At 27.6% G+C, this 14,650-nt stretch carries 13 protein-coding genes and 1 tRNA gene; 3 read left to right on the forward strand and 11 right to left on the reverse strand.

Translation table 11 applies throughout. From position 1 onward, the window contains the following. Positions 1-17: 17 nt before the first annotated feature. The 3 genes from J2Z24_RS20645 to J2Z24_RS20655 all read right to left on the reverse strand — a co-directional run bounded on the left by J2Z24_RS20645 (position 18) and on the right by J2Z24_RS20655 (position 1,471). A tRNA-Glu gene (locus tag J2Z24_RS20645) sits at positions 18-92 on the reverse strand. Between the two features lie 168 nt (positions 93-260). Next, complete coding sequence (locus J2Z24_RS20650; RefSeq protein WP_173702733.1) at positions 261-1,076, reverse strand: pyruvate, water dikinase regulatory protein; 816 nt, start codon at positions 1,074-1,076, stop codon at positions 261-263. 8 nt (positions 1,077-1,084) lie between these two features. Continuing rightward, entirely contained in the window at positions 1,085-1,471 is a 387-nt protein-coding gene (locus J2Z24_RS20655; protein ID WP_035150541.1) for a CoA-binding protein, read from the reverse strand. Between the two features lie 193 nt (positions 1,472-1,664). Here J2Z24_RS20655 and J2Z24_RS20660 point away from each other — a divergent pair, with 193 nt between their 5' ends. After that, complete coding sequence (locus J2Z24_RS20660) at positions 1,665-2,891, forward strand: BaiN/RdsA family NAD(P)/FAD-dependent oxidoreductase (RefSeq protein ID WP_035150539.1); 1,227 nt, start codon at positions 1,665-1,667, stop codon at positions 2,889-2,891. A 94-nt stretch (positions 2,892-2,985) separates the two neighbouring features. Here the strand turns inward: J2Z24_RS20660 and J2Z24_RS20665 are convergent, their stop codons facing one another. From J2Z24_RS20665 to J2Z24_RS20695, 7 genes are all read right to left on the reverse strand, one after another. Next, positions 2,986-3,387, reverse strand: a complete 402-nt coding sequence (locus J2Z24_RS20665) for a PadR family transcriptional regulator (protein ID WP_085059142.1) — start codon at positions 3,385-3,387, stop codon at positions 2,986-2,988. A 64-nt stretch (positions 3,388-3,451) separates the two neighbouring features. Further along, the gene (locus tag J2Z24_RS20670; protein WP_035150537.1) at positions 3,452-5,653 is read right to left on the reverse strand and encodes an extracellular solute-binding protein; all 2,202 of its coding nucleotides are present in this window, start codon (positions 5,651-5,653) and stop codon (positions 3,452-3,454) included. A 23-nt stretch (positions 5,654-5,676) separates the two neighbouring features. After that, entirely contained in the window at positions 5,677-7,047 is a 1,371-nt protein-coding gene (locus J2Z24_RS20675) for an ABC transporter permease (RefSeq protein ID WP_035150536.1), read from the reverse strand. Between the two features lie 18 nt (positions 7,048-7,065). Further along, a complete protein-coding gene (locus J2Z24_RS20680) occupies positions 7,066-8,364 on the reverse strand; it encodes an efflux RND transporter periplasmic adaptor subunit (protein ID WP_173702734.1) in 1,299 nt (432 codons plus the stop codon). A gap of 23 nt (positions 8,365-8,387) precedes the next feature. Beyond that, entirely contained in the window at positions 8,388-9,293 is a 906-nt protein-coding gene (locus J2Z24_RS20685) for a carbohydrate ABC transporter permease (protein WP_035150533.1), read from the reverse strand. Positions 9,294-9,307: 14 nt separating this feature from the next. After that, entirely contained in the window at positions 9,308-10,174 is an 867-nt protein-coding gene (locus tag J2Z24_RS20690; RefSeq protein ID WP_035150531.1) for a carbohydrate ABC transporter permease, read from the reverse strand. A gap of 1 nt (position 10,175) precedes the next feature. Next, positions 10,176-11,078 carry a D-alanyl-D-alanine carboxypeptidase family protein gene (locus J2Z24_RS20695; protein ID WP_051593389.1) on the reverse strand — a complete coding sequence of 301 codons (903 nt, stop codon included), beginning with the start codon at positions 11,076-11,078 and terminating at the stop codon, positions 10,176-10,178. Between the two features lie 126 nt (positions 11,079-11,204). On the opposite strand from J2Z24_RS20695, the gene J2Z24_RS20700 reads away from it, so the two are divergent. Further along, complete coding sequence (locus J2Z24_RS20700) at positions 11,205-11,882, forward strand: response regulator transcription factor (RefSeq protein WP_027626097.1); 678 nt, start codon at positions 11,205-11,207, stop codon at positions 11,880-11,882. Then, the gene (locus tag J2Z24_RS20705; RefSeq protein WP_035150528.1) at positions 11,883-13,493 is read left to right on the forward strand and encodes a HAMP domain-containing sensor histidine kinase; all 1,611 of its coding nucleotides are present in this window, start codon (positions 11,883-11,885) and stop codon (positions 13,491-13,493) included. An 84-nt stretch (positions 13,494-13,577) separates the two neighbouring features. Here the strand turns inward: J2Z24_RS20705 and J2Z24_RS20710 are convergent, their stop codons facing one another. Next, positions 13,578-14,327, reverse strand: a complete 750-nt coding sequence (locus tag J2Z24_RS20710) for an acyl-[acyl-carrier-protein] thioesterase (protein ID WP_035150526.1) — start codon at positions 14,325-14,327, stop codon at positions 13,578-13,580. Between the last annotated feature and the right edge of the window lie 323 nt (positions 14,328-14,650).

Genomic DNA, 14,650 nt, shown 5'->3' on the forward strand with positions numbered 1-14,650 from the left:
TTTAAATTTATTTTTTATGGTGACCCCTAGGGGACTCGAACCCCTGTTACCACCGTGAAAGGGTGGTGTCTTAACCACTTGACCAAGGGGCCAAACTGCTTTGTCCCGGTCACCGCTGCGACCTAACATAGATAATAATACAAGATAATCACTAAAGTGTCAACAGTTTTTTAAAATTTTTTTTATGTTTTTTAAGTTTTTATGTAATAATAAGGCTAAAACCTTATTTTTAAAAGGTTTTGGCCTTATATATCTAATTATTAATGATCTTTTATTCCACTATAACCTATAGACTCCAGTATAAGAAGTGCAGTATCTTCTATAGCCCTTTTCGTTACATCTATTATTTTGCATCTAACTCTTCTCATGATTTTATCTGCAAATTCTAGTTCTTTTAAGACTCTTTCTGCATTAGCATATTGGATTTCTGATGACAATTTAGCAAATTTGTCCATTCTATGTTTTCTTATTTCTATTAGTCTCATAGGATCTATGGTAAGTCCTATTATTTTTTTACTATCTATAGAAAACAAATCCTCTGGTACGGGTACTTCTGGCATAAGTGGTATATTTAGTGCCTTTATTCCTTTATTAGCCAAATACATACAAAGAGGAGTTTTAGATGTTCTAGACAATCCTATTAATATTACATCCGCATGCCTAATTCCTGAATAATCTTTACTATCATCATATTGAATGGCAAATTCCATTGCTTCTATTTTTTTATAGTATTGTGAGTCCATATTCCATACTGCTCCTGGTCTATAATCTGGTAGCTTGTTCAATATTCTAGAAGCAGTCCCTACGCATGGTCCCAGTACATTAATTATCCTTATTCCCTTTTCTATGCATCTTTCTATTAAAAATTCTCTTACATCTACTAAAACAATTGTCGTAACAATCATGGAATTGTTTGGCTCCTGTATGCTATTTATAAACTCATCTACAGCTTCAAAATTTTTAATATACGGAACTCTCTTAACTTCTATTCTTTCATCAAATTGGTAAGCTGTAGCTCTAGAAACTTGCTCCGCTGTTTCTCCAATTGAATCTGATACAGCATATATAGTTAACATTCCTTTATCTACCTCTTCTTTCTTTTATAGTAGGAAATTTCTACTAAAACACATCCCTCTATAGCTATAATACCTTTTTCTGCACAAAAACTCAATATATCTTCACTTTCCGCACCAGGTTGTATTAATATCTTATTAATTCCTAAATCATGAGCTTCTTTTACTACTTCTAGTCCATTTATTGGATTTATACATAAATCTATTACATCAATTTTATATTCTATATCTTTTAAGGACTTATACACTCTTTCATCGTCACTCATTGGATTTAATCCTTGTACTTTATATCCAGATTCTTTTAATGTATTTAAAATTCTATGTGCATATTTGCTATCATTTAAAACATCACCAGCTACTATCCAATTTCTATATTCTAATAATTGTTGACCATCCATAAATATCTCTCCCTTAATTCATTTAAGAATATTCTGATTATATTATATACTAAAATGCATTTAATTATAAATACTTATCCACAATTATTTTATTAATTTATCCACATTTCTACATATTATATTTCATTTTTTAGTGTATAATATTTAATATATTTATTTTACACTGATGTAAATTATAAAGGAGAGATTTAATTTGTATCATGATATTATTGTACTAGGTGGTGGTGCTTCTGGCATTATTGCTGCTATTATAGCCAAAGATAGAGGCTTAGATGTGGCAATAGTAGAAGGTAATGATAGAATAGGGAAAAAAATATTATCTACAGGTAATGGCCGCTGTAATATAACAAATAAAAATGTTTCTATTAAAAACTACCATAGTTTAAATAAGAATTTTTTTAATTATGTATTAAATAAATTTTCTGTAGAAAATACTATAGAATTTTTTTATTCATTAGGACTTCCGTTAGTTGAATTGGATCATGGTAAAATGTATCCTATGTCTTTACAAGCCTCTTCTGTACTAGATATCCTAAGGTTAGCATTAGAAGAGAGAAATATACCTATATACCTAAATAATAAAATTAAGTATGTAAAAAAGTCAAATAATATATTTTCTTTAATAACTTTAGATAACAATATATTCAATTGTAATAAATTAGTACTAAGTTGTGGTGGTAAATCCGCTCCAAATACTGGCTCTGACGGTTCAGGCTTCACCTTAGCACAATCCCTTGGTCACAAGATAATTTCTCCTACTCCAGGGCTTGTACAATTAAAATTAAAATATAACAAATTAAAAGCTCTTTCTGGAATTAAATTTGTTGGGTTAGCAAAATTATATATAAGTAATGATATTTACAAAGAAGAACTTGGAGAAATATTATTTACTGATTACGGAATTTCTGGACCTCCAATACTCCAACTAAGTAATGCATGTTCTAAAGCTTTGTATAGCAAAAGACAAGTAACTTTATTAATAGATATGTATCCAGGTTTAACAAAAGATAGCCTTAGAAATTTCTTAGAAAATCATTGGGGTATTTTTAGCTATAGAAGTGTATTTGAATCTCTTATAGGCATTATACATAAAAAACTTATCCCAATTATATTAAAAGAAAGTAATATTTTAGATATACATAAACCATGTATTGAACTTACTTGGAATGAAAAATCTTCTTTATTAAAACTTTTAAAAAGCTGGAGTTTTGAAGTGTATGATACTAATTCATTTAATAATTCTCAGGTCACTTGCGGAGGAATTGATACTAAATATATAAATCCTGAAACTTTAGAATCTAATATAGTTTCTAATTTATATTTTACAGGAGAAATCTTAGATGTCGATGGTGATTGTGGAGGTTTTAACTTACAATGGGCTTGGAGTAGTGGGTATGTAGTAGGAAATACTTTAAAATAATAATGTGGCTGTTTATAGGGATTTTTCAAATCACTATGAACAGCTCTTTTTTGATTCAAAAACAAAATCCCATATATCCACCCGAACTTTGATATTACACATTTCCATCTACCTCAATGACTTTGTTTAAATAATATGAAAAGTTAATCCATTCTTTTTTCTTTTCTTCTAATTGCCTTTTCCCATAGTCTGTTATTTTATAATACTTACATGTCCTACCCTTATCTCCTTCGGACATATATGTAACCACAAATTCTTGTTTTTCTAACGAGTGCGAGATGGGGTATAGTGTTCCCTCTTTAAGTAAAAATGTATTCTGTGACTTTTTTTGAAGCTCCTTTTGCAATGGATAATAATCCACATAATGACTTGGTATTTTCCAACCCGATGTAAAAACAACTGTTGGGGTATTATTAGATATTCCTTCCCCATAGATATGTATTTTGTGATTGTTAATTTCTATAAGTTTATCGGGCTTTTTAATCCCATTACCCATTAATTATTTTCTTAAAAAAGCTGTTGCACTCAGTGCAACAGCCCCATTTAGATATAAAAATATTTTATTCATTAATCATTGTACTTACTTTATTCTGTATAATTTTTGCTGCCTGTTCAGCTGTTTGCTGTCCACTAATAAATTTATCTGTTTCTGTCCCTACTATTTCCTGAACCTGAGAATTTTCATTATCTCCATTTGATAAATTGCTTATAAACTTATTGAATATGTTAACATCATCTTGAGTTAAATTATATGGTTTCCTATCTTTAGTCATTTCAATGATTTCCTTCTGAACTCTTTCAAGTGCTACATTATTTATTGGTATACCTGATGCACTATCTCCAGCTTGAATATCCTCACTAATAAGGAATTTAATAAACTCCCAACATTCATCTTTATATTTAGAATGCTTATTTATGGAGAAGGTGCTATTTGATGTAAAGCTACTTCCTTGAGACGGTAAATTTAACAAATTGAATTTATCACCTAATATTACATTGCTAAAAATAGGTGTTGGCAAAAACACATTATCACTGTGTAAAAACTGAATATTTCCTCCAGTAGTAGTACTTATGCCATCTCCTTTTGTATCCATAATTCCTTTAGTAGTAACTTCCTTAGCTAGATTTAAAATGTCAATAAACTCTTTAGAGTCAAATTTTGCTTGCTTCTTATCTTCATCTATAAACTTATTGTAATTGCCATTTAAGAAAAGGAACTGCATAATCTCTGAGCCTTTCATCTTAGGAAGAGCATACTGATCTATTTTTCCATCACCATTTTTATCTTTTGTAAGCTTACGAGCATAGTCCATAAAATTATTCCATGTCCAATTTTTATCATCTATATTTATTTTATTCTCTTCTAATATTTTTTTATCAACTGCAAGAGCTGAAAATTCGTATCTAGTTGGTATAGTATATAGTCCTTTCTTATATTTAAAAGCATTTATAATTTTTTCATTATAATTTTTCATATTAAAGCCTTTATCTTTAGAAATAAAATCACTAAGATTTACAAGTGCTTTTTTATCTACATATTTGTGATATGGCAATCCATTCATACATATGATATCTGAACCTTTGCCAGACATAATTTCTGTATTTACATTTTTTGTATACTTCTCATAGCTAGATGGATCATTAAAATCTGTAATTGTATTCTTAACTTCAATCTTAATATCTGGGTGCATTTTACGGAACTTACTTATAGCAACGTCAATATCTTGAATTTGATACATTAATGAAAGTGTAATAACTTTTTCACTATTTTTATTTTTATTTTTATTATTTAAATTACATCTAACTAATTGTGATTTTTCAGATCTGTCTTTTTTATTAAATTCAGTAATTAAAATATAAACATCCTTATTTTTATTTATATCAATATCTCTTATTCTTGAGTTAAAATCAACTAAACCATAATCTTTAAAGTCTATTACCTTCTCTATAAACTTTCCATCTGCAACATTGTACTTAGATATATTATCACTATTCAATCCATAAAAATCTTTATCTCCTTTTTTATGAACTGCTGTCTTCATAAAACTACCACTAGTATACTCATTTTTCCATACCCTTTGACCGGATAAAGGATTAGTTCTTTCTACATAAAATTTTGCCCCATTTCCCTGTTCCATCGTACCAACAAACAAATTGCCTTCATCATCATTGCTTATAAAATCACATTTAGTATATAGATTTTTAATATTTTTTCCTTCCTTGTCTATTGCTTCTACACTCTGATTATCTTTTCCAAATGTTAATATATAAAAGTTTCCTTTATCATCCACTTCCATATATCCTCTTAAAGCTATCTCTTTCATTCCATCTTCTTCAACATTTTTTGAAGTATTCTTAAGATTTATTGTCTTAGTTTTATCTCCTGAGGCATTAAAAACAGTAATTTCCCTCTTTGAAGATTTTTCTGTTAAAACATAAATATTATCTTTTTCATCAACAGTGCAAAGACCTAACTTTTCTCCAAAATCTATTTTTATGTCTTTTACAAGCTTTCCATCAGCATCATAAATTCCTAACTTCTTTTCATTTGATTGTGTTACTCCCGCCATAACAAGTTGATTCTTAGAGTTTACTTTAAAACTTGTTATATTATCCAATCCTGAATTTTTACTTATATCTTCCACCATACTATTTATATTATCTGAACCCTTAGATGCATCTGCAGATGTACCTTTATCCTTACATCCTACAAGACTAATTGTAAAAATTAAAATCATTAATAAAGAAACTATTTTTTTCAAAATATACCCCTTCTTTCTTTAATCTAAATAATATATTTGTTTTTAGCATGTACTATAACTCTCATAAATAGAAATGACCATATTATAAATAGAATTTTCAAATCAATTCCAAACTGTATTTTAAATGTCATAAAAATGATGGCTATAAGTATTAGAGCTACGACACTGCATTTTCCGCAACATTGCACTGCTAATATAGCATCCCTACTTTTATTCAAAAACTCTCTAACGAAAGTGTTTAAAATAAAACTACAAAATATAACCATTATAGATAAAATATTAATAAGCGTATTTGTTTTCATAAACTTCAATTCAATAAAAGGAATTAAATATTCTCTGCTTTCTATGTTTGCTTTTATGCTATCTTGAAATATATCCTTATAATAAGATATATTAATGAATTCATCTGGAATATAATTTGATGGAATATATAAATTAAATCTAATTAATTTCCACATAATAAATATTCCTAAGACTCCAAAGACTATTTTTAGTATGTATATTAAAAAACACTTTTTATTTTTTATTACTACATCCAATAAATAATCCTTTTCCATATTTGCAATAAAGAACTTTTTTACTTCAACTAAAATTTTTATTAAGTATTTTATAAAGTTCCATATACAAATAAATCCTAATACAAAACACATTATCAGCGGTTTTTGCTTGATTAACTGTTCTTCTTTACTATAGTCAATAATTTTATACTGCTTTTCATCCTTCCCAATTCCATTAAGCAATCCTATAACTCTATCCTTGCCTTTTACTTGCACATCATTATTTAGGTTTTGAAATTGTAAATATGAAATTTTTCTAGTTTCATCTAACTTTATAAGTGTTTCTATAGGTATATATACTTTATCAAATCCATCATTACTTATGTTCTGTATAATGGTAGAATCTCTTTTAACTACCCCTATTATTTTAAAGTCCTTATGAAAAATTCTTACTTTAAGACCTACCACATTTTCAGTTCCAAATAATTTACGTGCCAGCTTATCTTCTAAAACTACGCAAAACTCATTTTCCTTACATATTCCTTCAGTAAAAAAGCTACCTGTAGAAACATTAATGTTATAAAATTTATTAAAATTTGAACTAACACCTAATATTTTGCTATGAATATCTCTTCCTTCAAAATATACTTTTCCTTTAGTCTCACTCATAGCAAATATATCTTCATCCTTAAGTTTATTTTTCATAAATCGTATATCGGATAAGGTAAAATGATTTATTGTATTTGAGCGATTTGTTATAACCGAAACTTTATTCCCATCATTAAGCTTCATGGAATTACTAATTCTAGAAACTAAAGCACTTTGAAACATAATTCCAAAATATATAAAAAATATACATATAAAAATGCCAATATAAACACTCTTTATATTTCTCAACATATTCACCTTATTTTTTCAGTTTTTTATTGTGACATAACTTCCATCAGATACAGCTTTATCATCTTCTACCTTTATAACAACCTTATCATCCTGAGTAATGCCATTACGTATTGCTGTATTTGCATTATCACTTTCTCCTATAGAAATCTTAAACTTCTTTAAAGAATATTGATTACCCAAAACTCCATTCTTTTCTTTTAGTACAAATACAAATTTACTTCCATCCATATCAGTATTTACTGCACTATTAGGGATAACCATAGTACTTGATGAGATTTTTTTACTTATAAATCCATCCCCCTCTTCACCTCCTATAAGATTCTTCATATTAATATCAATTAGCAAGTCTTTTTTACTATCATCTTTTTTTCCCTCTTTGGTAATTGGACTATTGACTATCTCTCTTATAGTGCCTTCTAAATTTTTATCTTCAGTAGATTTCATTGTTATATTAATCTTATCTCCTTTAGCTATATATTTTAAGTTAGCATTGTCTACACTCATTCTAAATTGAAATCCCTTACTGGAGTTATTTATAATAATTATTGGCTTAGACCCATCTACTGTCTGACCTTTTTCAACATTAAGCTCAGAAATAACTCCATCACAAGGAGCAATAATATCACTAGAAATATTCATATCTTTATTTATTTTATTAATTTCATTCTTCTCCATCTGTATGTCATATTTCACCTTCTTTATAGAATTTCTCTGTTCATTTAAGGCATTATTATAATCATCTAAAGCTTGTTCATAAGCTCTTTTTGCGTCGCTTAAAACCAATACCTGTTTATCTAAACTAACTTGAGCCTCATATCCCTCTTTTACCAATTTGCTTGTTTTATCTAGATTTTTAATTTCAGAATTCATTTTCTCCTTTGTTTCTTCTACTTTTCTTTTTAAATTGTTCTCTTTGTAAATACCTTCATTTTTAAGCTTTTCAAGTTCCAAATTATATTGATTGTATTTTATATTTTCTTCTTCCAATTTTGATTTAAAATCTTCCTTTTTAAGCCTTATCAATATCTTTCCTTTAGTTACCTTATCTCCTATCTTAACATTGACCTCTTCTACTATTTTTCCACTTTCTCCATATAACTTTGCTGACTCCCTTGCCTCAATAACTCCTAAACTGTTTATCTCCTTTGATATTGAACCTGATACAGGGCTTTCCACAGTAACTTTTGGAAGGAAAAAATTGTTTATGGTATTTGAAAAGAATGTTAAGGCTGCCATGATTACAAAAAAATTAATAGTAAGCTTTTTTATTTTTTTCTTTCTATTTATTTGATTATCTTCTTTTACACATTCCATATTAGAAATATCCCTCCACATTTTTATCCTTTAATTCCGGAATTTTTTATACCTTCTACTAAATGACTTTCTGCATAAAGAAATATAAGCAGTGCTGGTATCATATAAATCATAGATGCTGCAAAAGCAATTCCTTTTTCATTAAAGTTTATTTGAGAAAGATATAAAGATAGCGGTTCTTTTAATTGGTCTTTTAATAATATAAGAGGTTGCTCTACCAAATTCCAGTTATCTATAAATACTAATATTGTTAATGCTGCAATAGCATTTACTGATAATGGAACTATAATTTTTATAAAAATATAGAAATGATTAGCGCCATCAATCATAGCCGCTTCTATATATTCTTTAGGTATATCCATCATAAATTGTCTTAAAAGAAACACTCCAAAAGCACTAAAAACACCTGGAAAAATTATAGACTCATGTTTATCTATTAAATGAAATATATCGGAAATTATATAATTTGGTAAAAGTGTTACTTGAAAAGGCATAAGCATAACTATTATATAAATAAGAAATAATTTATTTCTTCCAGGGAATTCCATTTTGCTGAATGCATAAGCTGCCATAGATGCCACTATTACTTGTCCTGAAATTACACATAATGCAATTTTTACCGAATTCCAAAACATAAGTAAAAATTTAACCTGTTTTATCAATACATTATAATATTGCTTTAATGTGACCATATCCGGTATTATCCTTAATTTTACATAGCTATTATCATTTAAAATCTTTTGTTCTTTATCATTTGTGTCATTATTCAAAGCAATCATGCTATAATTTGAATTTATTTCATTCTCAGTCATAAAAGAATTAGTTACAGTTAATATCATAGGGAAAGCAAAAAACAACGAAATAACTGCTGTAATTATTGTTAATAGTATTTTTCTCACTAATTTCTTTTTGCCTTTATATGACCACATTATATAATCACCTACTATTCTTGTATTTTATTGTTTATATTTTCTTGAAGTTTAAATAATAAAATTAAAAGTAGACATATTCCTAAGGCCATAATTACAGCTGCCGACGAAAGTTTCTGGTAATCTAGTGACATAAATACGTTATTCATATAATGTTGAAGCATATATATGCTTTCATGAGGATATTCTCCGGCTATAAGATATACTTCTCTAAATACCTTAAATGAATTAATTATAGAAATTACAAAAACAAAGAAAAGTGTTGGCATCATGTATACTATTGTAATATTGGTAAACTTTTTTACAGCACTTGCTCCTTCTATAGATGCATATTCATAATATTCTTTAGGTATATTTTGAAGTGCTGCAATAAACAGTATCATATTATATCCTATATTTTTCCACAAAAAAACTACAATTACCACAAACAATGCCCACTTTGAATTCATCCAATCTACAGGAGAATATCCCATAGAAATAACAAGTTTATTAATCCAGCCTTTATTATCCACCATTATGTGCCATACCATAACTACAGACGCTACAGGAATTACTAGTGGCAGCATAAAAAACATTCTGAAGATATTTCTTAAGTATAAATTTTGGTTTAAAAGTAATGCTACCCCAAGAGATATAACAATAAGCAACGGTACACTTATAGATGTAAAGATCAAAGTATTTAAAATAGCTTTTTTAAAACTTGGATTTTGTAATAAAGAAATAAAGTTTGAAAACCCTACAAATTCTCCTTCATTAGGACTATCTAAAAAAGAATATTTTATAACTAACATAAAAGGTAATATATAAAAGATAAAAAATCCTAGAATGCTGGGAAACAAAAATATCATTGCTAATTTTATATTTTTTCTTTTTATTTTCATTTTATTTTTTATAACTCCATCTTATTATTCTTTCCATATCTTCAAATACTGTATTGTCATCCTGTGAATTCAATACAACACCTATCATTTTTCTATTATTAATTTCATAAAAACACACAAGACATTTTCCAGCCCTAGATGTATATCCTGTCTTACCTCCTATGCACCCATTAATTCCAACCAGTTTGTTTCTATTTTCTAAACTTATTTTCCCTTTGGATGTATTAATTGTACTTACTTTCTTTTTCATAGTATCCATTATCCATGGATACTTATATGCTTCTTTAGCTATATTGACTAGATCATACGCCGTAGTATAATGCTCCTCATCATCTAGTCCTATAGGGTTCATAAAATGTGATTCCTTAAGTCCTAATGAAGAGACCTTTTCATTCATAGCCTGAACAAAGCTTTCTAAACTTTCATTTGAGTTTTTTCCTGTAGTCTGATTAAAAGTTTCTAAACTTCTATTTGAGTTTTCTCCCATAGCCTCTGCCATATCATTTGCTGAATACAACATAACAGCATCCATTACATCTTTTGCATTCATCGTCTCTCCAACTTTTAAATTAAGCTTATACTCAGGTTGCTCCTTACAACGCCTTGTATACATTACATCATCTTCTGGAGAAAAATGTTCTGCAAAAATCTGTGCAGTTAGAAGCTTAGTAGTGCTTGCAGGTGGCAGCTTTTCATGTATATGTTTCTTATATAGTATTTTATTATTAGTAACATCTAAAGTTATAGCTGCCGCAGCACTTATAGTTGGCCTATTCTCTATAGCTACATTTCTTAAGTCATCTACAGAGTTAATATTTTTATTTAATAGCTCTGCTTTTAAAACGATAATGCATAAAATTAATATAATTATAGGAAATAAACTTGACAGTATCTTTTTCTTCATTTTTTTACTCCTTAGTTGAATTATTGGTAAAATATATATAAAATTAAATTAGGGGGATCGTTCATATATATCATATGGCTCGAATGTTACACGAAAGTGACAAAACATAATTTGGGGGTGATAGTTGTGAACAAAAATCTATTAATCGTAGAAGATGAATCAAATATACGAAGGTTAATAGCAATGTATTTTAAGAAAGAAGGTTTTAACATATTTGAAGCAAAAGATGGTGAAGAAGCTTTAGATGTGTTTAAAGTGTATAAAATTGATCTTGTGATATTAGACATAATGCTTCCAGGATTAAATGGCTTAAAAGTATGTGAATATATAAGGACAAACTCTGATGTACCAATTATCATGCTAACTGCCAAAACTCAGGAGGATGATAAAATTCTAGGTTTTGAGCATGGTACTGATGAATATGTAACAAAACCTTTCAGTCCAAAAGTTCTAGTAGCCAGAGCAAAATCACTTTTAAAAAGAGTTGATGGTACTATTAGTAAATCAAGTAATATTTTATCAGAGGACGGCTTGGCAATAGATTTAAATTCAGGAAAAGTGACTGTTAATAATGTTGAAGTTATGTTAACTCTCAAGGAGTATGATCTTCTAACATATTTCATGCAAAATAAAGGTATGGTTTTATCAAAAGAAGCTATACTGAACAGAGTATGGGGATATGATTATTATGGTGATCCAAGAACTGTAGACACACATATAAAAAGATTAAGAGACAAGCTTGAAGATAGAAGCAATTACATTACTACTATAAGAGGAAGAGGCTATAAATTTGAGGTATCATAGATGAAAATATATAAAGGTATTACATTTAAACTTTTTATTATTTTAATTTCATTTCTTTTATTCTTTATGGGTATTTTAGTTTATGTCCAGATATTTGTAGTAGGACGATTGTATATGACTACAGAATATGCACAGGAAATGGAAAAAAAGTTGTATAATAAGCTTCTAGAAACTGATTTTTTTGGCTCATACACTTATATTAATTTATATTGTCCTTTAAATAAAGATTCAGCTATTATGAAAGAAGTAAAAAACTATGAGAATGTTAATAAAGCCTATTTAATTATATTTGACAAAGATTTTAAATTAAAATATATTACTGACTCAGCAAAGAAAAATTTAAGTAAATCTAATTTAAATTATATATCAAAAAATTTATCTAATGGTCCAATTGATTCAATAGTAACTCACAAATTTGATAATTCTCAACACAGAACTTTTAGTGTAAGTAATGGTGACAGTGAAAAATATTATCCATTTACTTTCTCCATAGGACATAAGCAAACTTTTCGTGTTTATGGAAAATTTAGTCCTTCAAAGTACATAGCTATATCCACACCTATACAATTAAATAAAAATGATGTTAACAATATTGTAATTATAATGCCAGAAGTGTTTACTTCAAAAAGTTCCTTAATATTAAAAAAATATGTTTTATATATTATAATAGCTTCAATTATATGTATTCTTATTTTATCTGCTATATTTTCTTATTTAATAACTAAACCCATTATAGGCATTAATAACGTAGCATCAAAAATGATAAATTTAGACTTTTCAGCTAAGTGTAATGTTAAATCTGATGATGAAATAGGAAATTTATCTAAAAGTTTAAATTACTTGTCAGGTAAATTAAATGACACTATTGAAAGTCTTTATTTAGCTAATAATCAGCTAAAAAAGGACTTAGACTTGCAAAAAGAACTGGACTTACTTAGAAAAGACTTTATTGCCTCTGTATCTCATGAATTTAAAACTCCAATTACATTAATAAAAGGATATACAGAAAGCTTGAAAGATAATGTAGCAGAAGAATGTGAAAAAGAGGATATATACAATATTATAACTACAGAAGTTGATAAAATGGACAGACTTATTCAGGATCTATTGGATCTTTCACAGATGGAGACTGATAGATATACTCTTAATATAACAGAATTTTATATAGATGAGCTATTAGAGTATATAATAAAAAAATATATATTATTATTAAAAGAAAAAAATATAAACTTTGAAGTTTCTATAGAAAGTAAGAACATTTTAGTCTCTGGAGACTCTTTTAAAATAGAACAGGTGATCACAAATTTCTTAAATAATGCTATTACTTATACACAAAAAAATAAAAAAATAACAGTATATTTAAAAAAAGAAGAAAACTTAGTATGCTTTTCAGTTGAAAATGAAGGAACGCATATACCAGATGAAGACATTGAAAAAATATGGGAAAAATTTTATAGAGTAGATAAATCAAGGAGTCATCACTCTGGGGGTACAGGTTTGGGCCTGGCAATCTGTAAAGTTATATTAGATCATCATGAAACTATTTATGGTGCTGAAAATACACCTACTGGAGTAAAATTCTATTTTAAACTAAATTGTTTTAATAAATAAAGTCACAATATAAAGGGTTGAGAATAATAAAATTACCTCTAACCCTTTTATATTGCAATTTTTATTTTTTATATTTATTGTGAATTATTCCCACGTACTTTGAGCTATTGTTAACTCATTTCCTTCCTTATCTGTAATCCTATGTCTACAAATAACCATCTTGTCCTCTTTTATTACTTCTACAAAAGCATTTATACTTTCACCATACTTTGTTTCCTTTTCATAATTTATAGTTATATTTTTGAGGGCGTAGCTTTTAATTATTTCTAATGGCACTGTTTCTATTGCCCAAGACACATATTTTGCATTATTTACATGTCCATTAGTATCTATATCACTATATCTTACATTAAATGTTTTTTCATTATGTATTTTCTCAATACATTTTATATCAGGTATTTCTAATATAGCTCGCTCATCATTATCCTTACTAACTTTATAAGCTTCTTCTATATGTTCATTTATTCTCTTAGGTCTTCTTCTTTGAATATCAATTAAAAACCATATAGAATTAGCTTCTATTATAATTTTACCTTTCTCATCTATTATTTCAAATTTACGGTAAGCATAAAATTTTCTAAAAGAGTGGGGCCTTGTTGTTACTATTACTTTCTCCCCATATAATGGGTATCTATGTACATTTATATGCCATTTATAAAGTACCCAAGCAACATTATTCTCCTTCATATAGTCAAGTCCAACATTTCTATCTTCTGATTGCTTTGTAGCAATATCACAAAAATAATTAATTATATTGGTTATTAATAACCTTCTTTTATAATCTACTTCATAATAATGAATTTCATATTCCTTTTCGGTTACTAACCCTTCCATTTAAAACACTCCTTTCAATTAAAACATTAAGAAAATACTAATCCCTACTATAAATTTAAATAATTATTTCTTAGTTTATATAACAAAAACAAATTTTGTAATAACACTGTATAATACATAAACCATACAAATTACTTATTTGAAATTAATTCATATATTTATATTATGTTACAGTATTTCATTTTTTTCAATATTTATTATTACAATAAAAAATCCTGTAAAGAATTCTGAGGCCACTGAAAAACTAAGAATATTGAATCGTCATCACGAAAGTGATGGCGGTTTTACTTTTTTGAATCAATAAATTATATTTCTTTAAGGTT

Source organism: Clostridium tetanomorphum (assembly GCF_017873215.1).
In the GTDB taxonomy this organism is placed as follows: Bacteria; Bacillota; Clostridia; order Clostridiales; family Clostridiaceae; genus Clostridium_AO; species Clostridium_AO tetanomorphum.